Origin of the sequence: Erwinia persicina NBRC 102418 (genome assembly GCF_001571305.1) — a bacterium.
Taxonomy (GTDB): Bacteria; Pseudomonadota; Gammaproteobacteria; order Enterobacterales; family Enterobacteriaceae; genus Erwinia; species Erwinia persicina.
Genome location: NZ_BCTN01000017.1, coordinates 35,798 through 58,023 on the forward strand (window position 1 = coordinate 35,798; position 22,226 = coordinate 58,023).

Annotated in this window: 19 protein-coding genes; 7 read left to right on the forward strand and 12 right to left on the reverse strand. The window is 55.0% G+C overall.

The window, feature by feature from the left end; translation table 11 throughout:
- Positions 1-33 precede the first annotated feature (33 nt).
- The 9 genes from dam to pilM form a co-directional block, all read right to left on the reverse strand.
- Positions 34-852, reverse strand: a complete 819-nt coding sequence (dam, locus tag EPE01S_RS17285) for an adenine-specific DNA-methyltransferase (RefSeq protein WP_062747736.1) — start codon at positions 850-852, stop codon at positions 34-36.
- Between the two features lie 123 nt (positions 853-975).
- The gene (locus EPE01S_RS17290; RefSeq protein WP_062747606.1) at positions 976-1,956 is read right to left on the reverse strand and encodes an SPOR domain-containing protein; all 981 of its coding nucleotides are present in this window, start codon (positions 1,954-1,956) and stop codon (positions 976-978) included.
- Positions 1,957-2,052: 96 nt separating this feature from the next.
- Positions 2,053-3,141, reverse strand: a complete 1,089-nt coding sequence (aroB, locus tag EPE01S_RS17295; protein ID WP_062747608.1) for a 3-dehydroquinate synthase — start codon at positions 3,139-3,141, stop codon at positions 2,053-2,055.
- Between the two features lie 53 nt (positions 3,142-3,194).
- Positions 3,195-3,716: a shikimate kinase AroK gene (gene aroK, locus EPE01S_RS17300; RefSeq protein ID WP_048917675.1), complete on the reverse strand. Its 522-nt coding sequence runs from the start codon at positions 3,714-3,716 to the stop codon at positions 3,195-3,197.
- Between the two features lie 394 nt (positions 3,717-4,110).
- Positions 4,111-5,355, reverse strand: a complete 1,245-nt coding sequence (hofQ, locus tag EPE01S_RS17305) for a DNA uptake porin HofQ (protein WP_072277475.1) — start codon at positions 5,353-5,355, stop codon at positions 4,111-4,113.
- A complete protein-coding gene (locus tag EPE01S_RS17310) occupies positions 5,318-5,683 on the reverse strand; it encodes a HofP DNA utilization family protein (protein ID WP_062747610.1) in 366 nt (121 codons plus the stop codon). The genes hofQ and EPE01S_RS17310 overlap by 38 nt, the downstream gene beginning before the upstream one ends.
- Positions 5,673-6,167, reverse strand: a complete 495-nt coding sequence (locus EPE01S_RS17315) for a HofO family protein (RefSeq protein WP_062747612.1) — start codon at positions 6,165-6,167, stop codon at positions 5,673-5,675. Before EPE01S_RS17315 ends, EPE01S_RS17310 begins: the two co-directional genes overlap by 11 nt.
- On the reverse strand, positions 6,164-6,709 hold the full coding sequence (locus EPE01S_RS17320; protein ID WP_062747615.1) for a PilN domain-containing protein: 546 nt from the start codon (positions 6,707-6,709) through the stop codon (positions 6,164-6,166). The genes EPE01S_RS17315 and EPE01S_RS17320 overlap by 4 nt, the downstream gene beginning before the upstream one ends.
- Entirely contained in the window at positions 6,709-7,536 is an 828-nt protein-coding gene (gene pilM, locus EPE01S_RS17325) for a type IV pilus biogenesis protein PilM (protein ID WP_062747617.1), read from the reverse strand. Before pilM ends, EPE01S_RS17320 begins: the two co-directional genes overlap by 1 nt.
- Positions 7,537-7,652: 116 nt before the next feature.
- Between pilM and mrcA the strand changes: the two genes are divergently transcribed.
- The gene (gene mrcA / locus EPE01S_RS17330; protein WP_062747619.1) at positions 7,653-10,208 is read left to right on the forward strand and encodes a peptidoglycan glycosyltransferase/peptidoglycan DD-transpeptidase MrcA; all 2,556 of its coding nucleotides are present in this window, start codon (positions 7,653-7,655) and stop codon (positions 10,206-10,208) included.
- Positions 10,209-10,283: 75 nt separating this feature from the next.
- On the opposite strand, the gene nudE is transcribed toward mrcA, so the two are convergent.
- On the reverse strand, positions 10,284-10,850 hold the full coding sequence (gene nudE, locus EPE01S_RS17335) for an ADP compounds hydrolase NudE (protein WP_062747621.1): 567 nt from the start codon (positions 10,848-10,850) through the stop codon (positions 10,284-10,286).
- Between the two features lie 404 nt (positions 10,851-11,254).
- Here nudE and EPE01S_RS17340 point away from each other — a divergent pair, with 404 nt between their 5' ends.
- From EPE01S_RS17340 to pckA, 4 genes are all read left to right on the forward strand, one after another.
- On the forward strand, positions 11,255-13,393 hold the full coding sequence (locus EPE01S_RS17340; protein WP_062747623.1) for an intracellular growth attenuator family protein: 2,139 nt from the start codon (positions 11,255-11,257) through the stop codon (positions 13,391-13,393).
- 129 nt (positions 13,394-13,522) lie between these two features.
- A complete protein-coding gene (gene hslR / locus EPE01S_RS17345) occupies positions 13,523-13,924 on the forward strand; it encodes a ribosome-associated heat shock protein Hsp15 (RefSeq protein WP_062747625.1) in 402 nt (133 codons plus the stop codon).
- A gap of 22 nt (positions 13,925-13,946) precedes the next feature.
- Entirely contained in the window at positions 13,947-14,825 is an 879-nt protein-coding gene (gene hslO / locus EPE01S_RS17350; protein ID WP_062747740.1) for an Hsp33 family molecular chaperone HslO, read from the forward strand.
- Between the two features lie 390 nt (positions 14,826-15,215).
- Entirely contained in the window at positions 15,216-16,835 is a 1,620-nt protein-coding gene (gene pckA / locus EPE01S_RS17355; protein WP_062747628.1) for a phosphoenolpyruvate carboxykinase (ATP), read from the forward strand.
- A 100-nt stretch (positions 16,836-16,935) separates the two neighbouring features.
- Here pckA and envZ read toward each other — a convergent pair whose 3' ends face one another.
- Both envZ and ompR read right to left on the reverse strand, forming a co-directional pair.
- Entirely contained in the window at positions 16,936-18,297 is a 1,362-nt protein-coding gene (envZ, locus tag EPE01S_RS17360; RefSeq protein WP_062747630.1) for a two-component system sensor histidine kinase EnvZ, read from the reverse strand.
- Positions 18,294-19,013, reverse strand: coding sequence for an osmolarity response regulator transcription factor OmpR (ompR, locus tag EPE01S_RS17365; protein ID WP_001157751.1), 720 nt, complete (start codon positions 19,011-19,013; stop codon positions 18,294-18,296). The genes envZ and ompR overlap by 4 nt, the downstream gene beginning before the upstream one ends.
- A 290-nt stretch (positions 19,014-19,303) precedes the next feature.
- On the opposite strand from ompR, the gene greB reads away from it, so the two are divergent.
- Both greB and EPE01S_RS17375 read left to right on the forward strand, forming a co-directional pair.
- Positions 19,304-19,783, forward strand: a complete 480-nt coding sequence (gene greB / locus EPE01S_RS17370) for a transcription elongation factor GreB (protein WP_062747632.1) — start codon at positions 19,304-19,306, stop codon at positions 19,781-19,783.
- Positions 19,784-19,883: 100 nt separating this feature from the next.
- Positions 19,884-22,217, forward strand: a complete 2,334-nt coding sequence (locus EPE01S_RS17375) for a Tex family protein (RefSeq protein ID WP_062747634.1) — start codon at positions 19,884-19,886, stop codon at positions 22,215-22,217.
- The last annotated feature ends 9 nt before the right edge of the window (positions 22,218-22,226 follow it).

Consider the following 22,226-nt stretch of genomic DNA (forward strand, 5'->3'; position numbering starts at 1 on the left):
TTCTCCCTGGTTGTGCCTGATGTCAGGCTGTCATCACCGGCCAGTATACAGCGCCAGCAATTCATTGACCTTACTGCGCGTATTGCCGCTGCGGCTGATGGAACGACGCACTTTGATTTCGTGCAATACGGCATCCTGATACCACTGACGCGTCAGCGGCGTATCGTGATTGGAGATTAGCACGGTAATGCTGTTCTCATGCGCCAGCGCCGAGGCCAGTTCGGCCAGATGCTGCTGCTCGCGCATACTAAAACTGTTGGTATGGTACGCCGTAAAATTAGCCGTGGTCGATAACGGCGCATAAGGGGGATCGCAGTACACCACGGCACCCTGTTGCACTTTACCCAGCGTAACATCATAGGATTCGCAGACAAAGGTCGCCTGCTGCGCACGTTCAGCAAACCAGTAGAGCTCATCCTGAGGGAAATAGGGTTTGCGGTAGCGGCCAAACGGGACGTTGAATTCACCGCTCAGGTTATACCGGCAGAGACCGTTATAGCAGTGCCTGTTGAGGTATAAAAAAAGCACGGCGCGGCGATAACCATCACGGCACAGATTGAACTCTTTTCGGTAGGCATAATAGACCACTGAATCATTCGCTTCCGGCACGAACAGCTCGCGGACGTCCGCGACGAATTCGTCGGTGCGATCTTTGACGATGTTATAAAGATTAATCAGATCGCTGTTAATATCAGCAAGGATATATCGGGAATATTGCGTGTTGAGGAATACCGAACCTGCCCCAACGAACGGTTCGATCAGACAATCCCCTTCCGGGAGATGGCGTCGGATATCATCGAGCAACGGGTACTTGCCACCTGCCCACTTCAAAAAAGCGCGATTTTTTTTCATGCCGTCGTTAATTAATTTACTCATCAGGCTGTGGTTACACCGACAGCATATCTGCGCTTTGAATGCTCTGCGTGCCAGCGGCACGCACACACTACGGAAAAGCCGGGTCGCCCCGGCAGGGTGTTACTTGCCCGCTTCTTTCTTCACCTGACTGACCGGCTTAACCCAGGGATTTTGCGCACGGACTTCAGCAGGTAGCGAGGCAACTGCGCGTTTGGCCTCAGAAGAGGTCGCGTAAGAACCGCTGACCAGCACGTACCAGGGTTGCCCGTTACGAGTGGTCTGATAAACGTGATAGCCGCTAAGATTCTGTTTTTTCGCCCAGGCATTCAGCGTATCTGAACGCGAAGCACTGCTCAGTTGCAGGGTAAAATTACCGCCAGGCGTTGAGCCGCTGCGGCTTGCCGTGGTAGCAGGCTTACTCTGCTTCACCGCCGGTTTACTGGCTGCAGGGGTGTGGGCCGCTGGTTTGTTATGCTGCGTGGCAGCAGGGCGGGTGGTGGTTGCAGGCTTGCTGGCAACAGGACGTGGCGTCTCCGCTGCGCCTGGTGCAACCGTGGCAGCACCGGTAGGCAGTGACGACTCGCCCTGACCTGCCTGTGCAGCAGCATCAACCTGCCCCTGCTGATTGCTCAATGCATTGTTCAGATCGCCTGGCAGCTCAACACGCTGCTGATTGGCCGGCGTTTGCACGGGCTGTGCTTCTGTCGGTGTGGGGGAGATCGGGGGAACACCCACGTTCTGCGATGATGCGGCAGGCTCATTAGCAGCCGGCACAGTGCCTTCCGGAGCCGCAGGCTGACCAGACTGGCCGCTCATTGATGAGGAGCCCGACAGGTCTATATTTTTCTCGCTGCCGCCGCTGTTCGCCGTGTTCGCGTTACCCGCAGGCGTCTGAGCCTGCTGCGCACTGCCACTGTCCGGCGATTTCAGCGCAGAACCAATGCCCAGTACCAGTAACAGCAGCACGAGGATACCAATCCCCATCATCATATGCTGACGAGAAACAGGGACTTTGGGTGCAGAAGACGTTTTACGGGGCCGCGTGGGACGGCGGTCGCTGGTGTCAGGTTTTAACTCGTCTTCCGGTTTAAACTCGTCCATTTAACCTCCTCCCATAGAGCGGCGATGCCCTTCGCATTGTGCGCCAGGCAAAAACGTGAAAAATAGCAGCCAGAATCGTCTGGCGGCTGATAATCGTTACGGCTTCTGACAATCCTGAATGGATGCCAGAACCATATCATGCGGCACTCCGCTGCGCACTTCGGCTTTGCCGATAGCCAACGGGAGAACCAGCCGCAGCTTGCCGGCTAACACTTTTTTGTCACGCAGCATATGTGGCAGGTAATCGGAAGCCGCCATACTTTCTGGCCCGTGAACCGGTAATCCTGCACGCTGTAAGAGCGTGATAATACGTTCAGTATCCTGAGAGCGGAACTGTCCAAGACGTTCGGCATTGCGTGCCGCCATCACCATCCCGGCAGCCACAGCCTCTCCGTGCAGCCAGTTGCCATAACCCATATGGGCCTCAATGGCATGGCCATACGTGTGACCCAGGTTCAGCAGCGCACGCTGACCGTGCTCGTGCTCATCTGCCGCCACCACTTCGGCTTTCAGCTCACAGCAGCGGCGAATACAGTACGCCATCGCGGTAGGTTCCAGCGCCAGAAGGGCCTCCAGATTATGCTCAAGCCAGGTAAAGAATTCGCCGTCGAGGATGATGCCATATTTGATCACTTCAGCCAGCCCGGAGGCAAGCTCTCGCGCAGGCAGGGTGTTCAGGCAGTCAAGATCGACAACGACCGAGGCAGGTTGATAGAAGGCCCCGATCATATTCTTGCCCAACGGATGATTCACCCCGGTTTTTCCACCCACGGAGGAATCTACCTGAGACAGCAGCGTTGTTGGCACCTGGATAAAGCGTACGCCACGCTGATAGCTGGCGGCAGCAAATCCGGTTAAATCACCAATGACACCGCCCCCCAGAGCAACAAGGGTGGTATCACGGCCATGAGGCCTGGACAAAAGCGCGGTAAAGACCTGGTCCATGACGGTCAGTGTTTTAAACTGTTCACCATCAGGCAGGATCACCTGATCGACCACCACGCCCGCGCCTTCAAGGCGGGAACGTAGCGTGTCAAGATAGAGAGGAGCCAGCGTCTGGTTGGTTACCAGCATAACCTGATCGCCCGCTTTAAGCGGCCAAAAAGAAGCCGGATCTGCAAACAACCCGGCGGCGATGGTAATGGGGTAACTGCGCTCCCCAAGAGTAACGTTAATCCTCTCCATGACGCTGTATCACCTTTTTTGCTGTGCCCACGAGTGGGCCTTCAGAGCAAAACTTAGCTCTTTTCCAACATATTGATAATCTGATTAGCCACGACCTTCGCGCTTTGATCGTCAGTGCGAATGGTTACGTCAGCAATCTCTTCATACATCGGATTGCGTTCATCGGCTAATGCTTCCAGCACTTCACGCGGTGGAGAATCCACCTGCAACAAAGGACGTTTCTTGTCGCGCTGCGTTCGTGCCAGTTGCTTTTCGATAGTCGTTTCAAGATAAACCACTACGCCACGGGCGGAGAGACGATTGCGCGTTTCACGCGACTTGACGGAACCGCCACCAGTCGCCAGCACAATGCCCTGCTTTTCAGTGAGTTCATTGATGATTTTTTCTTCGCGATCGCGGAAGCCTTCTTCGCCTTCGACGTCAAAAACCCAGCCCACATCCGCTCCGGTACGTCGCTCAATTTCTTGATCGGAATCGAAAAATTCCATATTGAGTTGTTGAGCTAACTGACGCCCAATAGTGCTTTTGCCGGCACCCATAGGCCCAACCAGAAAGATATTGCGTTTCTCTGCCATTTTTTCGGTATTACTAAGACAATTCGTTAATGATACCCCGCCTTAAACCAGGCAGGACATGAACTGAAACCTCATGAGCGATAAGTGCGAGAGTCAGACTAAAAATTATCTCAACACTGAAGGTGTTTTGGCAACCGATTAAATTTACCTTGCCCATTGCACGCAATATTTTGGCGCGTTTCAGTCCGCTTCATTTATCAGCCGGATGTGGTTGCATCGGCTACGCCGGTTGCGCACGATAAAAAACGGTTAAAAAGCATTCGCTGCTAAGGGCACCTGGCCCGTAATTCAAAATCGCTAAACCTTGTAAGCTAATTCCGCCCTTGCGTCAAACGCAACTGTCAGCAATTTCGGAAAAAACATGCCGCATCTCCAGTTTGCATCAAAAATCGCATTAATCGCTGGCAATCAACTTTGGTGTGATAAAGATCACCAATTCTCGCCTTTTTTGCTCACGAACGTCATGACGGAACAGACCGCCTAGTAGCGGAAGATCGCCGAGTAATGGCACCTTAGTTCGCCCTGTAGCGCTCTGTTGTTGAAAAATGCCCCCCAACGCCAGTGTCTGACCATCCTTCAGGATGACCTGCGTATCAATCTCCTGCTTATCGATTGTCAGTACCTCATTTTCACCACTTCGCATGTTTCGTCCGGGCATATTTTGTGAAATATGCAATTTCAGCAAAATCCGACCATTCGCCTGCACCACGGGCGTGACCTCCATGCCCAGCATCGCTTCTTTGAATTCCATCGTCGTTGAACCACTGTTACCGGTGGCAACCTCGTACGGAATTTCTGTGCCCTGCTTAATGCTGGCGGTCTGCTGATGAGAGGTAAACAGCCGGGGACTGGCAATAATATCGGCCTGATGCTCACTTTGCAGGGCGCTTAATTCCAGATCCAGCAAGCGGCCATCCAGTTTTGCCAGTGTCAGCCCTGCGACACCTGCCGGCCGGCCGACGCCCAGATCCACACGCAGCTGACTGGTGCGCAACGCCTCTGACACCTGATCCGCCCCACTCAACCCCCAGTTAACCCCTATTTCACGCAAATTTTCTTCACTGATGGTGACAATTTGCGCGGCCAGCTCTACCTGAGCCAGCGGCACATCCAGCTGACGCACCCAGCGTTCAGCCTGCGCCAGTGCGCGGTCGGTATCACGCAGTAAAATCGTGTTGGTACGGCTGTCCAGAGAAATACTGCCCCGTGGGGTCATCAAACGAGCGCGTTCGTTTTGCAGGCTGTCATTCACCGCCGTCGCATCCGCATGGTGCAGGGTCACCGTTCGGGTATGCAGCGGCAATGACTGCTCACTGGCTTCCCGGCGGGCAGCCTGAAGACGTTGCTCCTCCTGCTGCCAGCCTGCCGGAAAAACCTGCAGAATGTTCCCTTGCTGCTCTGAGTTTAAACGGCCCATTTTCAGTACCATCTGCAACGCCTGTTGCCAGGGAACCGCCTTCAGGCGCAGTGAGAGCACGCCTTCAACCCCGGGAGCCACCATCAGATTGAGCTGCTGATAATCGGCCAGGGCCTGCAAAACCTGCTCCACCGGGGCAGAATCAAATGCCAGTGAGATTCGTGCCTCGCTGGCCATCACGGGGCTAATCAGTATCAGCCACAGCCAAAATGTTTTCAGCATCCTGTCGTCCTTTTAGTGCCAGCCGCAGACGCGGCTGACAGTCCAGTGATGAGGCCAGAGTGATGGCCTCCTCTTCAACGCTGGCGATTCGCCATGCGGTGTCGGGGAGCATCTCGCCCGTCGTCGCCCGCACAAGTTTCCCCTGCGGGGAGAGCAGCCAGCCGTGATAACGGCCTTCCCGGCCGATGATTCCCAGCAGACGCCAGGGCACTCCGGCATCCTCCGCGGGGCGGCAGCGGTGAAGATCGGCAACAAAAAAAGGATCGCGCGCCCGACAGACGGATGTCATTAACAACAGCAACAGGCAGAAAGCCAGCTTAGTGGTCATGGGTGATCTCCATAAGCAGCCGCAGCTGCTGCCCTTCACGCTGCAGGCGAAAGCGGGGAATATCCGGCGCAGGACACAGACTGGAAAGATAATGCAGCAGCGCCATAAATCCTGACCATTGCAGCTGCATGGCCAGTTCCCCACCTCCTGCGGCCGGGTGCCAGTACTCCAGCGTGCCGCCGCTGAGGTGAAGCAGCTCGGGCAACGACAGTGCCTCTGCGTGAGCGGAAAGTTGAACCCGCCCCTCTTCCACCTGCTGCTGCAATGTAACCAGTGAGGGGATGGCGGGAAGTGCTTGCAGCAACTGACGGTAATGCTGGCGTTGCTGTTGGAGCTGTTGTGCAAGTTGCTGTTGTTCACGTTGTAGCGGATACCACCAGGTGAACCACAGCAAAAGTAGCAGTAACAGCGTAGCCGCGGTGAAGCTGACCAGTCGCCATCCGGCGCCCATTTGCAGCCAGCCGGTGATTTGGCGATGTATCATCGGCGTCTCACACCGGTTGCGACCAGTTCAGTCTGCATATTGAACGTGATTTCCCCTGTGCGGGTGCGCTTAAGAGGGCCGAGCACCACCGGGGTCAGCGAGGGTATCTCCGCCAGGCGCTGGCGCAACTCGTACAACGGCTGAATGCGCTTACCTACGCCCGCCATCTCCAGACTTTGCGGGGTTTTGTTCAGTGACGTCAGCCAGACATCCGACGGAAAAAGGGCCCCCAGCATGCGCGAGAAAGTCACCCAAAGCGTTAACTGCTGCTGGCGTAGCAAGTGACGTTCCACCAGCTTCTGCTGCTCTTCTGATACCCTTTTTACAGCCAGCCAGCGTTCATTTAACGCCGCCGCTTCATGTTGCGCACTCACCCACTGTGCCAGCGTAATGGCTTGTTGCTGATTGAGCCGTCGCAACCACTGTCCGTTGAGGGCTAAGGTACACAGCAAAAGCATGACCAGTACCCCCATTAACCGCCAGAAGCGCCAGCGCCTCAGGTGCTCTGTCTGTCGCCAGGGCAGTAAATTCACCCATACCATCAGCAGTCCTCCGGACGCAATGCCAGACCGGTCGCCAGCGCAAAAACCCCGTCACAGGCAGGCAGCGGAGGCTGGTAGCATTGCACTGCTGCCAGCGGCAACAGGGCCTGCGTTCCTTCCGGCGGTGCTTCCGACAGCGCCGAGCTGTACCACACCGCATCACTGTCCGGCAGATAGCGGTGCCGTAAGGCGGCAAAGTCCGGTGACTCGTCAAGGGAACACCAGCCCCACGGCTGTTCAGCAGAATGTGGAGCACACCACAGCCAGTGGTCATTGAGACGGTGAACCAGTGCCGAAGAGGGCGAAATTGTCAGCGTACGGGCCAGCGCATACAGCGCGCCCGGCGTCAGTTCCAGCACATCAGGCTCAAGCGAAGCCTGCTGTAAACAGCCCAGCCAGTTTTGCACTGCGTCACGACGGGCGGCCGTCAGATAAACAGGCTCTCCCGGGCGGCTGCCACTGCGGTAATCGAGCGTCAGGGCTTCGGGTGCGATGGGGAAAAATCGTCTCGCAGCCGCGACAATGTAGCGGTGACGATCGGGCTCACGTAATTGCAGAGCAGGGGGAGCGAGTGGGTGCTGCATGACCAGCTGTGGCGGGAAGCCGACCCGCAGTGATATACGGGCAGGAAGCTGCTTACGCCACTGTTGCAGTAATGCCACGACGACGTCCGGGCGTTGCACCAGACCATTTCTTAACGTATCTTGCGGCAACGTATGCTGCCACCAGTGACGCAGTTGCCAGCCGTTTCGACGGCGCTGGATGCCCAGGGCGCAGATCTGCCCGTTTTGAATGTCCAGCCCGACTTGCCATGTCTGAAAAGCCATTGACGCGATCTCCTTATCGTCTGTTAAAAAGGACGTATCCAAGGTACAGGCTTGCCTTTATACTACCGCGCGATTGTTTATAAACTGCCCAACCGACTTTAAATGGGAAATATCAGGTGAAGTTCGTAAAGTATTTATTGATCCTTGCAGTGTGTTGCATCTTGCTGGGAGCCGGCTCGATCTATGGTTTATACAAATACATAGAGCCTCAGCTCCCGGATGTCGCCACGCTGAAAGATGTGCGTCTGCAGACGCCGATGCAGGTTTTCAGTGCCGATAACGAGCTTATCGCCCAGTATGGTGAAAAACGCCGTATTCCACTCACCCTGCAACAAATCCCACCGCTGATGGTGAAGGCATTTATCGCGACGGAAGACAGCCGGTTCTATGAGCACCACGGCGTTGACCCGATTGGTATTTTCCGTGCGGCCAGCGTTGCCCTGGTGTCTGGCCATGCCTCACAAGGTGCCAGTACCATCACGCAGCAGCTGGCACGTAACTTCTTCCTCAGCCCCGAGCGCACGCTAATCCGTAAGGTGAAGGAGGCTTTCCTCGCCATTCGTATTGAGCAGATGATGAGTAAAGATGAGATCCTTGAACTCTATCTGAACAAAATCTACCTCGGCTACCGTGCTTACGGCGTGGGGGCGGCTGCGCAGGTTTACTTTGGCAAGCGTGTGGATGAGCTGTCGCTAAGCGAAATTGCGATGATTGCCGGCCTGCCTAAAGCGCCGTCAACGTTTAACCCGCTCTATTCCCACGATCGTGCTGTGCAGCGTCGTAATACCGTACTGGCGCGTATGCTCGATCAGAACTACATCACTCAGGCCCAGTACAATGAGGCACGGAATACGCCTCTGGTCGCTAACTATCACGTTCCTAAAATCGCTTTTTCTGCACCGTATCTGACCGAGATGGTGCGCCAGGAGATGATCAAGCGGTACGGTGAGAATGCCTACAACGATGGTTACAAGGTGTACACCACAGTGACCCGGAAGCTTCAGTTGGCGGCACAGAAATCGGTGCAGGACAACGTGATTGCCTATGATATGCGTCACGGCTACCGTGGCCCTGCCAATGTGTTGTGGAAAGTCGGTGAGCAGGCCTGGGGGCACAGCGAGATTATGAAAACGCTGAAGTCGCTGCCGGTTTACGGCCCTCTCTTCCCGGCAGTTGTCACCACCAGCACCACCGGGGAAGCCACCGCCACCATGCGTGATGGCAGCACCGTTGCACTGGATCTGGACAGCGTTCGCTGGGCCCGGCCATTCAAATCGGACACGTTACAGGGTGCCACTCCGCGTTCGGTCAGCCAGGTGTTACAGGCGGGGCAGCAAATCTGGGTGCGTAAAGTCGATAACGGCTGGCAGCTGGCACAGGTGCCGGATGTTAACTCCTCACTGGTGTCACTGGATCCACATGATGGTGCAGTACGTGCGCTGGTCGGCGGCTTCGATTTCAATCTGAGCAAGTTTAACCGTGCCACCCAGGCGCTACGTCAGGTCGGTTCCAATATTAAACCCTTCCTGTATACCGCCGCGATGGATCGGGGTCTGACGCTGGCCTCCATCCTGAATGACGTACCGATTTCCCGCTGGGATGCCGGGGCCGGCGCAGACTGGCGTCCGAAAAATTCACCGAACACCTATGCCGGCCCTATTCGCCTGCGTCAGGGGCTTGGAGAGTCGAAAAACGTGGTAATGGTGCGCGCCATGCGCGCGATGGGCGTCGATTATGCGGCAGAATATTTGCAGCGTTTCGGCTTCCCGGCAGAGAACATCGTGCATACCGAATCGCTGGCGTTAGGCTCGGCCTCCTTCACTCCGCTGCAGATGGTTCGCGGCTACTCGGTGATGGCGAACGGCGGCTTCCTCGTTGACCCGTACTTCATTACGCGCATTGATGATGAGCAGGGCAATCATGTGTTCGAAGTTAAGCCTAAAGTGGCCTGCCCGGAATGCAACCTGCCGGTTATTTATGGTGAAACCAAGAAAGCGGTAGCCCTGAGCGAAGACAGCGTGGAAAACGTAGCCGTCTCTTCAGAGGGAACGAACGTTGCTGTACCGCAGCCGCAGCTGGAACAGGTCACACGGCAGCAGGTTCGCCAGGATGAAGAACCGCAGTATGCACCGCATGTGATTAACACGCCGCTGGCGTTCCTGATCAAGAGTGCCATGAACTCGAATATCTTCGGGGAGCCGGGCTGGATGGGAACCGGCTGGCGCGCCGGCCGCGATCTGAAGCGTAATGATATTGGCGGCAAAACAGGGACCACTAACAGCTCGAAAGACGCGTGGTTCTCAGGCTACGGGCCTGGCGTGGTGACGTCCGTCTGGATTGGCTTTGATGATCACCGCCGCGACCTGGGGCGTACGACGGCCTCTGGGGCGATTAAAGATCAGATCTCTGGCTACGAGGGCGGGGCTAAAAGTGCACAACCCGCATGGGATGATTACATGAAAGCCGCCCTGGATGGCGTGCCGGTACAGCCGCTGACGCCGCCTGAGGGTGTGGTAACGGTGAACATCGACCGCAGCACCGGCAAACTGGCCAACGGAGGGGGCAACACCCGTGCAGAGTACTTTATCAACGGCACACAGCCGACTGAGTATTCTGTCCACGACGTTGGCACCACGTTGATGGATAACGGCGAAAGCCACGAGTTATTCTGACAACCAATAAAAAAGGCCGGGCAATTGCCCGGCCTTTTTAATCAGTGCACCCCAGGAAAACCCCTGTTCCGCCACTCAGTAACTCAACCTGCCCTGCTTTACCAGCCACTCTCTGACCAGAAACAGCGCACTGACGTTTCGCGCTTCGCAAAAATCAGCTTCATCCAGCAGCGCCAGCAGGTTATTCAGGGGCCAGCGTAGCTGCGGCAAGGGCTCAGGCTCATCACCTTCCAACTGCTCCGGATAGAGGCCTTCAGCCACCACGATATTCATCTTGCTGGAAAAATAAGAGGGAGCCAGAGTTAATTTACCCAGCGTTTCCAACTGATGCGCACCAAAACCGGCTTCCTCTTTAAGTTCACGGTTGGCCGCCTCAAAAGGCGTTTCACCAGGGTCAATCAGTCCCTTAGGGAAACCCAGTTCATAACTTTCAAGCCCGACGGCATACTCCTGAATCAGGATCAGATGGTCATCAATGATCGGAACGATCATCACCGCTTCACGGCCCGAAGAGCGCATGCGCTCATAGATGCGGCGCACGCCGTTACTAAACTCAAGATCAACCGATTCAACGGTAAACAGTCTGGAGCGCGCAATTGCCTCAACACTGAGGATGGTAGGTTTCTGTAATTGTCTGGTCATACTGGCCCCAGCGGAAAAGCCGAAAAGGTAAACGTCACGCCCCTACGAAAGTAGGCACAGACCGTGTTATGGTTCATTGTGCGTTAGCCGCTACAGGAATCCAATCATCGCATAGAATATTTTACCTATTTATAACAAATCGTTGTAAACATGAGAGAAATATTTTATAGAATGTCAATTATCCTGCTAATAATTAGGAATATACCGATACCACCGGCGATAAATGCCTGGTACCATCAGCTTTGGCCATGCTATACAATTATTCTAATTTTATGATTTTTAGCACTATTTTTAATCACACAGTGGACTGCCAGCACTGTCATAGCTCGCCACATTCGGGTTAATATGATCAGCATCTCAAGCGGGATCAACGACAGGGGCATCGTGGCAGGAATGAGGGGAGCATGAGCACAATAGTCATCATATTGGCTGTAATGCTGGCCTGTTCGGTGACGGCAGGTTGTTTCTTTTGGTACGCTATGCGGCATCGCCCGCCGTTGGCGAAACCACTGCCATTCATCAGTCCCCCCTACCGGAAACTGAGCGACGAAGAGCGCACAGCGGTAGAGCGTTACGTCTCGATACTGGCGAAAAATCGCCGTGACACACTGCCCACCGGTGCCAGCAATACCCCCGAGCAACTGGTTCTCACGTCGCAAAGCAATAATGTTTACCCCGTTACCCGATCTATTACCCGCTATGGCCTCTCTACCGATGAACCCCATAAATGGCGCTACTATCTGGATTCAGTAGAAGTTCATCTGCCACCGTTGTGGGAGCAGTACATTGCGGAAGAGAACTATGTTGAGCTGATTAAAACGCAAACCATTCCGCTGGTCATTTCCCTGAATGGGCACTCCCTTACCCAGTACAGCTGGGAATCGCCTGCACTGGCACCCATGGTACGTGCCGCCGGGCAGAATGCCTCAATACGCAAAGAAGAGGGGGAGAACATTGAACTCCTTAAAGTGCGTAAAGAGAGCAAGGAAGAGTATGCCCTAAGCCGTCCGGATGGCACGCGCGAAGCTGTCCTTATCGTCACGGCCATGCTGTTGTTCTTCATCAGCCTGGTGGGGCCGCTGGTCCTGATGCCGTGGCTGGTGCTGGCAGGTGCCGTAATGGTCCTGTTCAGCCTCTGGATGCTGTATCGCCGTCCGACGGATAAAGACCTGCGTGAAATTCACTGCCTGCGCGGCGCCCCTAAGCGCTGGGGTCTGTTTGGTGAGTCCAATCAGGGTCAGATCAGCAATATCTCCCTTGGCATCATTGATTTAATTTACCCTGCGCACTGGCAGAACTATGTCAGCCAGGATCTGGGGCAGACCACTGAAGTTGATATTTACCTCAACCGTCAGGTGGTTCGCCAGGGGCGTTTTCTCTCCCTTGAGGATGAAGTGCGTAATTTCCCGCTGCAGCGCTGGCGTAAAAACGTCGTGCTGGCTGCCGGGTCACTCTTTGTTCTGGTGTTGCTGACGGTCTGGATCCCGCTGAGTATGCCGCTGAAGTTAAGCATTGCGTGGATTAAAGGCACGGAAAGTCTGCAATTTACTCATGTCAGCGAATTAGAAAAATCTCCGCTGCATGTGGGTGACAGCCTCAAAGTCAAAGGCACCGGGATGTGTTCGATCCCGGCCACCTATCAGGGCAATCGCAGCTATGCCTTTATGCCTTTCGACTGTTCGGCTATGTACTGGAATAACGCCGAGCCGTTGCCCCTGCCGCAGTCCGACATTATTGATAAAGCCACGGCGCTGCTGGATACCACGAATCTGCAACTCCATCCGCAAAACAGCACCGACCCCAAGCTGAACCCGCAGCTGGCCACGGCCATTCAGAAATCCGGCATGATCCTGCTGGATGACTTTTCAGATATCGTACAAAGAACGCAGGAACTGTGTAACCAGGAGCAGGATTGCGTACGTCTTAAAAATGCGCTGGTCAATCTGGGGAATGCCAAAGACTGGCAAACACTGGTTCACCGCGCCAACTCGGGCGCACTCAATGGCATGAATGTGCTGCTGCGTCCGGTCAGTGCACAGGCGCTGGAAAATCTGGTTAATACCGCGACGTCCTCCTTCTTCTATCGCGAAACACGTCGTGCTGCTGAGGCGTTAAACAGTCCACCTCCGGGTGGATTCCTGATCTTCAGCGATGAGGGGCGCCAGCTGGTAAACCAGCCGGCTCCGGCCGCCTCGTTGTTTGATTATAATGCGCCGGAACAGTGGCCAGAATTACAGCGGCTGGCGGGTATGCTGCTGCATACTCCATTTGAAGCCAGCGGTATTATTACCAGCATTACCACAGACGCCAATGGCACACGCCATATTGCCCTGCACAGCGAGCCGGACACCATTACGCTGATGCACTACGTGGCCACCAGTCTGCTGCTGCTGATACTCGCCGTGTGCGTGGTCGTCAACACCCTGCTGGCACTCCGCCGTATTCACCGCAATCGCCTGCGTACGCAGGAGATCCATCAGTATTATGAAAAATGCTTTAACCACTCGTTAAGCGACATCCAGACCGTGCGGCCCATTTTCTGAGCCGACGGATCTGTACTATTTTTAACAGTGGTACTCTTCTTACCCGAAATAATCCCGGGCCCCTCCCTCCGATGACTTGAAAGCGTTTGGGAAGGCCCTTATATAGGGTTATCCCCATAAGGAGCAGCGATGAAAGAGAAACCCTCAGAAGGGGTCCGGCTCGATAAATGGCTCTGGGCCGCACGCTTCTATAAAACCCGCGCTGATGCCCGTGAAATGGTGGAAGGGGGTAAAGTCCACTATAACGGCCAACGCAGTAAACCCAGCAAACAGGTCGAAGTGGCCGCCGAGCTGACGCTTCGCCAGGGTAACGATCAGCGCACCATAGTCATTGAAGCAATAAGCGACAAGCGTGGCCCGGCCACAGTTGCACAACAGCTCTATCGTGAAACGGCTGAAAGCATTGAGAAGCGGGAAAAGGTCGCCCTGGCGCGCAAAATGAACGCGCTTACCATGCCGCACCCTGACCGGCGCCCTGATAAAAAGGAACGCCGTGACCTGATGAAATTTAAACATTCTGGCGATGAGTAACGCCAAATTTGAGAGAAATACTATGACCCAGCAAGACCAGATGCACCGTTACCTGTTTGAAAATCATGCTGTGCGTGGCGAACTGGTCACTGTCTCGCAAACCTGGCAGGAAATGATTAATGGCCATGACTACCCGCAGCCTGTGCAACAGGTGCTCGGTGAACTGCTGGTCGCTACCAGCCTGCTGACCGCTACGCTGAAATTTGAGGGTGACATCACCGTTCAACTACAGGGTGACGGCCCGCTGAATATGGCGGTCATCAACGGCAATAATCATCAGGAAATGCGTGGCGTGGCGCGAATGCAGGGCGAGATTGCTGACGGCAGCAGCCTGAAAGAGATGGTCGGTAATGGCTATCTTGTGATCACCATTTCACCGAAAGAAGGTGAGCGTTATCAGGGTGTGGTCGGACTGGAGGGCGACACACTTGCCGCCTGTCTGGAAGATTATTTTATGCGTTCAGAGCAGCTGCCAACCCGCCTGTTCATCCGAACTGGTACCAGCGAGTCACAGATGGGGGCCGCCGGGATCCTGCTACAGGTACTGCCCGCCCAGGACGCCAGCCTGGATGAGTTTAATCATCTTGCTACGCTGACCGACACGATCAAAACGGAAGAGCTGTTGGGTCTGCCCGCCAATGACGTACTGTGGCGCCTCTACCACCAGGAAGAAGTGACGCTCTTTGATCCGCAGAATGTGGTGTTCAAATGCACCTGCTCCCGTGAACGCTGTGGCGAGGTTCTTCGCACGCTGCCGGAAGAAGAAGTGGATCAGATCCTGCAGGAAGATGGCAACATCGATATGCACTGTGATTATTGTGGCAATCATTATGTTTATGATGCAGTGGATATCGCAGCAATACGCAATGATTCTTCCGAGGGTGACAAACAGGTTCATTAATTTCACCGGGCCGGATACTATCCGGCCTTTTTTGAAGAATCATCCCCATGCCCGTCGTTTTACCCGCCTTCCCCCTGAAAAACAATGCGATACTCCTGTCGCAAAATGCCGAGTTTTTCACCGCTCAAACCCTGCCAGGATAATATATATCACTACCAAAACGCACCGAACCAGCACTATGAATGCAACAGGTGCAGGTACATTTCACTGAACCAAGCGCCGCTTCTCATTTTTCCTTTCTCACCCTTTCGCTACCTGCTGACAGGTGTAAACTGCGCGCGATCGTGGCATCCCCCGGCCCTGATACGGACGTTGCGGGGAATCACGGCAGTCCCAATGACATCCCCCTAAAATTTGATGTAGTACAAAAACCGACAAAGGAGCAGTAACATGCGCACTAACGACCTGACCCCGCAGGACCTTGTCGCTTATGGCATCACTGATACGGTTGAAGTGGTTCATAACCCTGGCTATGAAGCTCTTTTCAGGGAAGAAACCCAGCCCGGTTTAAGCGGATTTGAACGCGGTATCGTCACTCAGTCTGGCGCAGTGGCGGTGGATACCGGGATTTTCACCGGCCGTTCTCCGAAAGATAAATATCTGGTACGTGATGAAACAACTCGCGACACATTGTGGTGGAACGACCAGGGCAAAGGAAAAAATGATAACCAGCCCCTCTCACAGGACACCTGGCAGTCACTAAAATCCCTTGTCACAAAGCAATTATCAGGCAAACGTCTGTTTGTCGTGGATGCCTGGTGCGGGGCCAACCCGGACTCTCGCCTGAGCGTCCGTTTTATTACAGAAGTCGCCTGGCAGGCACACTTCGTAAAAAATATGTTTATTCGCCCGGATGAAGAGAGCCTGAAAAATTTCGTTCCTGATTTCGTAGTGATGAACGGCGCCAAATGCACTAACCCCGACTGGCAAAAGCAGGGGCTGCACTCCGAAAATTTCGTCGCCTTTAACCTGACGGAAAATATGCAGCTTATCGGGGGGACCTGGTACGGTGGCGAGATGAAAAAAGGGCTGTTCTCGGTAATGAACTACCTGCTGCCGCTGAAGGGTATCGCCTCTATGCATTGCTCAGCTAACGTAGGGGAAAAAGGCGATGTGGCCGTCTTCTTTGGTCTGTCTGGCACCGGAAAAACCACGCTATCCACCGATCCTCAACGCCAGTTGATTGGTGATGATGAGCACGGCTGGGATGATGATGGCGTATTTAACTTCGAAGGGGGGTGCTACGCGAAAACCATTAAGCTGTCGGAAAAAGCGGAACCGGAGATCTATCATGCTATCCGCCCGGATGCCCTGCTGGAAAACGTGGTGGTACGCAGTGACGGATCCGTTGACTTTGATGACGGTAGCAAAACAGAGAATACCCGTGTCTCTTACCCGATTTACCATATCGATAACATCGTTAAGCCGATCTCTAAAGCCGGGCATGCGAAAAAGGTCATTTTCCTGACGGCTGATGCCTTCGGCGTACTGCCACCGGTATCGCACCTGACGGCCGATCAGACCCAGTATCATTTCCTGTCAGGTTTTACCGCCAAGCTGGCGGGTACCGAGCGTGGTGTAACAGAACCGACCCCGACCTTCTCCGCCTGCTTTGGCGCAGCATTCCTGATGCTGCATCCTACACAGTACGCCGAAGTCCTCGTTAAACGGATGAAAGCTGCCGGTGCAGAAGCCTGGCTGGTCAATACCGGCTGGAACGGCAGCGGTAAGCGTATTTCCCTGAAAGACACGCGGGCCATTATCAACGCGATTCTCAGCGGCGACATTGGCCATGCTGAAACGATAACCCTGCCGATCTTTAATCTGGAAATTCCGTTGAGCCTGCCGGGTGTCGACAGCGCACTGCTTGACCCACGAAATACCTATGTGAATGAAGCCGCATGGGAAGTTAAAGCGCGGGATCTGGCGCAGCGTTTTATCACCAACTTTGATAAGTTTACCGACACCGAAGCGGGTGCTGCACTGGTGAAAGCCGGGCCTGAACTGTAACGCGAGTGAGGGGTGACCAGGAACGAGGGTCGCCCCCACACCAGCATCCTTGTCGGGACGACACTGATGATGTGTCGCCCCTGATGATTTCGATCAACCCTTATTTTTGTGACTGACCAACAGGCCCTGTCGGAAGGCTGGCTGCAGGCAGGGGCAGCCACGCACGGATCAGCAGCCCACCCTTCTCGCTTTTCCCAATCTCCAGCGCGCCCTGATGAGCGTCAATAATCCGCTGCACTATCGCCAGTCCAAGACCGGTTCCACTGGTGCTGCGCGCGCTGTCGCCACGTACAAACGGCTGGAAAAGGTGTTTAAGCTGGTCAGGTTCGATACCAGGCCCATCATCCTCCACCTGGAACCAGGCCCGGTTAAGTTCATGCCCCGAGCTGACTTTAATCCAGCCGTTGCCATAGCGTGCAGCATTGACCACCATATTGGCCAGTGCGCGTTTAATGGCCAACGGGTTTATCTCCAGCATCAGCTCGGCCGACATGACGTCATTCTCGATTTCACGCTCATATCCGCTTTCAGCAGCGACCACCTCACCCAGCACACTGTTCAGGTCGGCGCGTTCAAACTGCATCTCCTGACCGGTACGCAGATAGTCAATAAACTGCTCGATGATCGCATTACACTCTTCAATGTCTTTATTAATTGATTCTGCCAGATAGCCGTCCTGCTCTGACATCATTTCCGTCGCCAGTCGAATGCGCGTCAGAGGGGTTCTTAAATCGTGGCTGACCCCGGCCATCAGCAGCGTACGGTCATCGGCCAGCTGTTTGACACCCGAAGCCATCTGATTAAATGCCCGCGTGACGGAGCGCACTTCTGAAGCACCGTATTCACGCAGCGGGGGGGGGATGATACCTTTGCCCACCTGTAACGCCGCATGCTCCAGCTCAACCAGCGGGCGATTCTGAATACGGATAAACAGCCAGGCACCTCCGATAGCGAGTAGCATAATCGCCAGGGTGTAGCGGAACAGCGGGGAGAAGTCGCCCTGATGGATCTCTGTCAGCGGCACCCGCACCCAGATATCCGGGGATAGCCACGTTTTCAGCCACACCACCGGCGAATTCTTATTCACTTCGACGCGAACATCGGTTGGCCCGCCCAGCTGCTGCGCCATCTGCTGGCTGAGGAACTGGTAGTGCTGCGCCCAGCGTAATCCGTTCTCTTCCGCCGCTGCATTGGTATACAGCGAGATGCCCAGTTCACGGTAAATTTCACGACGGAAAGCGGGTGGCACTTCCAGTTGCGTACCATCTTCCAGCTGTAACCGGTCGGTCATCAACATGCGCACTTCATAGGCCAGCACTTTATTAAACTGTTGAAGGCTGGGCAAAATAGCAAAATTCAGCACCACCAGATAGGTCGTTACCAGGCTGACGAACAGCAGGGTAACGATCAACAGTAACGTACGGGCAAATGAACTGCGGGGAGAGAAGCGGAATCGCCTCATGCTTTACTGCCGTCCGGCACAAAGACGTAGCCCAGGCCCCAGACGGTCTGGATGTAACGTGGGTGAGCGGGATCCTCTTCAACCATGCGGCGCAGGCGGGAGATCTGAACGTCAATAGAACGCTCCATCGCGCTGTACTCACGGCCACGGGCCAGATTCATCAGCTTATCGCGGGACAGCGGCTCACGAGGGTGGCTCACCAGCGCTTTCAGGACAGCGAACTCACCGCTGGTCAACGGCATTGGCTCGTCTTCACGGAACATTTCACGCGTCCCCAGGTTCAGTTTGAACTTACCAAATGCAATAACCGCTTCTTCCTGAGAAGGTGCGCCCGGCAGCTCATTCGCCTGACGGCGCAGCACCGCACGGATACGGGCCAGCAGTTCACGCGGATTAAACGGTTTTGGAATATAGTCATCCGCACCAATTTCCAGACCCACGATGCGATCCACTTCTTCACCCTTTGCAGTGACCATGATAATTGGCATCGGGTTGCTCTGGCTGCGCAGACGGCGGCAAATAGACAGGCCATCTTCCCCCGGTAACATCAGATCAAGCACCATCAGATGGAAGGATTCACGCGTTAGCAGTCGGTCCATCTGCTCGGCGTTGGCCACGCTGCGCACCTGGAAACCCTGCTCAGTCAGATATCGCTCCAGCAGGGCACGCAAACGCATATCATCATCTACTACCAGGATTTTGTAATTCTCTTGCATTTCGACACTCCCAAAGGCGCAATTGCCTGAGCCTGTATTTTCAAAAAAGATGCCTGAATGTAACAGTCAATAATGGTTTATATTGTAGCCGAAATTGTTACAAAGCATATTAAACAGCAGCTTATCTTTAATTTGCCTCATCAAAACACGCTAAACACCGCCCATTAGTATCGGTATTTATCATGGCAAACAAGCAGTAACGTCATGGAATAATTCGGAACAACGGATTTGCATCCTGCAACGTAGCACAACAAAATAGTCTCCATATCTCGACGAAGAATGGCGCAACAATGAAAACCAAACTGATCACTCGCGAAGGCTACAACCGGCTCAAGCAAGAGCTGGACTTTCTCTGGCGTGAAGAGCGCCCCGAAGTGACGAAAAAAGTGACCTGGGCAGCCAGCCTGGGTGACCGCAGCGAAAACGCCGACTATCAGTACAATAAAAAGCGTCTGCGTGAAATCGATCGTCGCGTGCGCTACCTCACCAAGTGCCTGGAACAGCTACGCATCGTCGACTATTCCCCTCAGCAGGATGGCAAAGTTTTTTTCGGTGCATGGGTGGAAGTAGAAAACGACGATGGCGATGTGAAACGTTTTCGCATCGTCGGCTACGACGAAATTTTTGGGCGTAACGACTATATCTCGATTGACTCGCCGATGGCGCGTGCCCTGCTGAAAAAAGAAACAGGCGATGCCGCGATTGTGCAGACCCCGGCAGGCGAGGCGCTGTGGTACGTCAACGAGATCAGCTATGTAAAAGAATCCTAATCACGCCGTTGCCGTGCCGCAGACCGTCCGACAACTGGCATTCTCCGGCGGCAATCCGTATAACTGTTGCCAATTTATTCCGCTAAAAAGTATCCTAACCATGATGAATGATTCACTGAGCCAACTGATTGCAAGTGAGCTGCAGGCCAGAGCAGAACAGGTTGAAGCCGCTGTTCGCCTGCTGGATGAAGGAAACACCGTGCCGTTTATCGCACGTTATCGAAAGGAAGTGACCGGTGGACTGGATGATACCCAGCTGCGTCAGCTTGAAACACGCCTGGGTTACCTGCGTGAGCTTGCCGACCGCCGCCAGTCCATTCTGAAATCCATTACCGATCAGGGAAAACTGACCGACGAACTGGCTGCTGCCATCAACGCCACGTTGAGTAAAACAGAGCTAGAAGACCTCTATCTGCCCTACAAGCAGAAACGCCGCACGCGTGGGCAGATCGCAATTGAAGCCGGTCTGCAACCGCTGGCAGAAACGCTGTGGCAGGAACCTTCTCACGACCCTGAACAGCTGGCAGCCGGCTATATTGATGCCGATAAAGGCGTTGCGGATACCAAAGCCGCGCTGGACGGTGCCCGCTATATCCTGATGGAGCGTTTTGCCGAAGATGCCGGTCTGCTGGCCAAAGTCCGCGACTACCTGTGGAAAAATGCGCATCTCGTCGCCCGGGTTATTGAGGGCAAAGAGGAAGAAGGTGCAAAATTCCGTGACTATTTTGATCATCACGAAGCATTAGCTACGGTGCCTTCCCACCGCGCGCTGGCCATGTTCCGGGGCCGCAACGAAGGCATATTACAGCTTGCGCTGAATGCCGACCCGCAGTTTGACGAACCGCCGCGCGAAAGCCACGGTGAGCAGATCATCACCGAGCACCTCAATCTGCGCCTGAACAATGCCCCGGCAGATACGTGGCGTAAGGCCGTAGTCAGCTGGACCTGGCGTATCAAAGTGTTACTGCACCTCGAAACCGAGCTGATGGGCACGGTACGCGAGCGCGCCGAAGATGAGGCGATCAACGTCTTCGCCCGTAATCTGCACGACCTGCTGATGGCCGCCCCGGCGGGCATGCGTGCCACTATGGGCCTCGATCCCGGCCTGCGTACCGGGGTGAAAGTCGCGGTCGTTGATGCGACCGGCAAGCTGGTCGCTACCGACACGATCTATCCCCATACCGGACAGACAGCAAAAGCCGCCGCCGCTGTCGCTGCGCTCTGTACCCGACATCAGGTTGAGCTGGTCGCTATCGGTAACGGCACCGCTTCACGCGAAACTGAGCGTTTCTATCTGGAAGTGCAGAAACAGTTCCCGCAGGTGCAGGGCCAGAAAGTCATCGTCAGCGAAGCCGGAGCCTCGGTCTATTCCGCCTCCGAGCTGGCAGCGCTGGAGTTCCCGGGGCTGGATGTCTCCCTGCGCGGCGCAGTGTCAATCGCCCGTCGCCTGCAGGATCCGCTTTCCGAGCTGGTGAAGATCGACCCGAAATCCATCGGCGTGGGCCAGTACCAGCATGACGTCAGCCAGAGCCAACTGGCGAAAAAGCTGGATGCCGTGGTGGAAGACTGCGTTAACGGCGTCGGTGTGGATCTCAATACCGCGTCCGTACCGCTGCTGACGCGCGTGGCGGGTCTGAGCAAGATGATCGCCCAGAATATTGTTGCCTGGCGTGACGAAAATGGCCGCTTCCAGAACCGCCAGCAACTGCTGAAAGTCGGTCGCCTGGGGCCAAAGGCGTTTGAACAGTGTGCCGGGTTCCTGCGTATCACTCAGGGGGATAATCCGCTGGATGCCTCCACGGTGCACCCGGAAGCCTATCCGGTGGTAGAGCGTATCCTCGCGGCCACCGAACAGGCGCTTAACGACCTGATGGGGAACCCGACGGAATTACGCAGCCTGAGAGCCGTTGATTTTACCGACGAACGCTTTGGCGTTCCGACAGTCAGCGATATCATCAAAGAGCTGGAAAAACCGGGCCGCGACCCGCGTCCGGAGTTTAAAACGGCGCAGTTTGCTGAGGGTGTCGACACCATGAATGATCTGCTGCCAGGCATGGTGCTGGAAGGCTCCGTGACCAATGTGACAAACTTTGGTGCCTTCGTTGATATCGGCGTTCATCAGGACGGCCTGGTGCATATCTCGTCGCTGTCCGATAAGTTTGTCGACGATCCGCACAAAGTGGTGAAAGCCGGTGATGTGGTGAAAGTGAAGGTGATGGAAGTGGATTTACCGCGTAAACGTATTGCGCTGACCATGCGCCTTGACGAACAGCCGGGTGAAACCAGCGCACGCCGCGGCGGTGGCAATCATGCCGCCAGCGGTCGCGACAACGCCCGACCGGCAAAAACCAGCCCCAAACGCCCTGCTGCCCAGCCAGCGGGTAACAGTGCGATGGGCGATGCCCTCGCCGCTGCATTTGGCAAAAAAAGCTGATGCTGACAG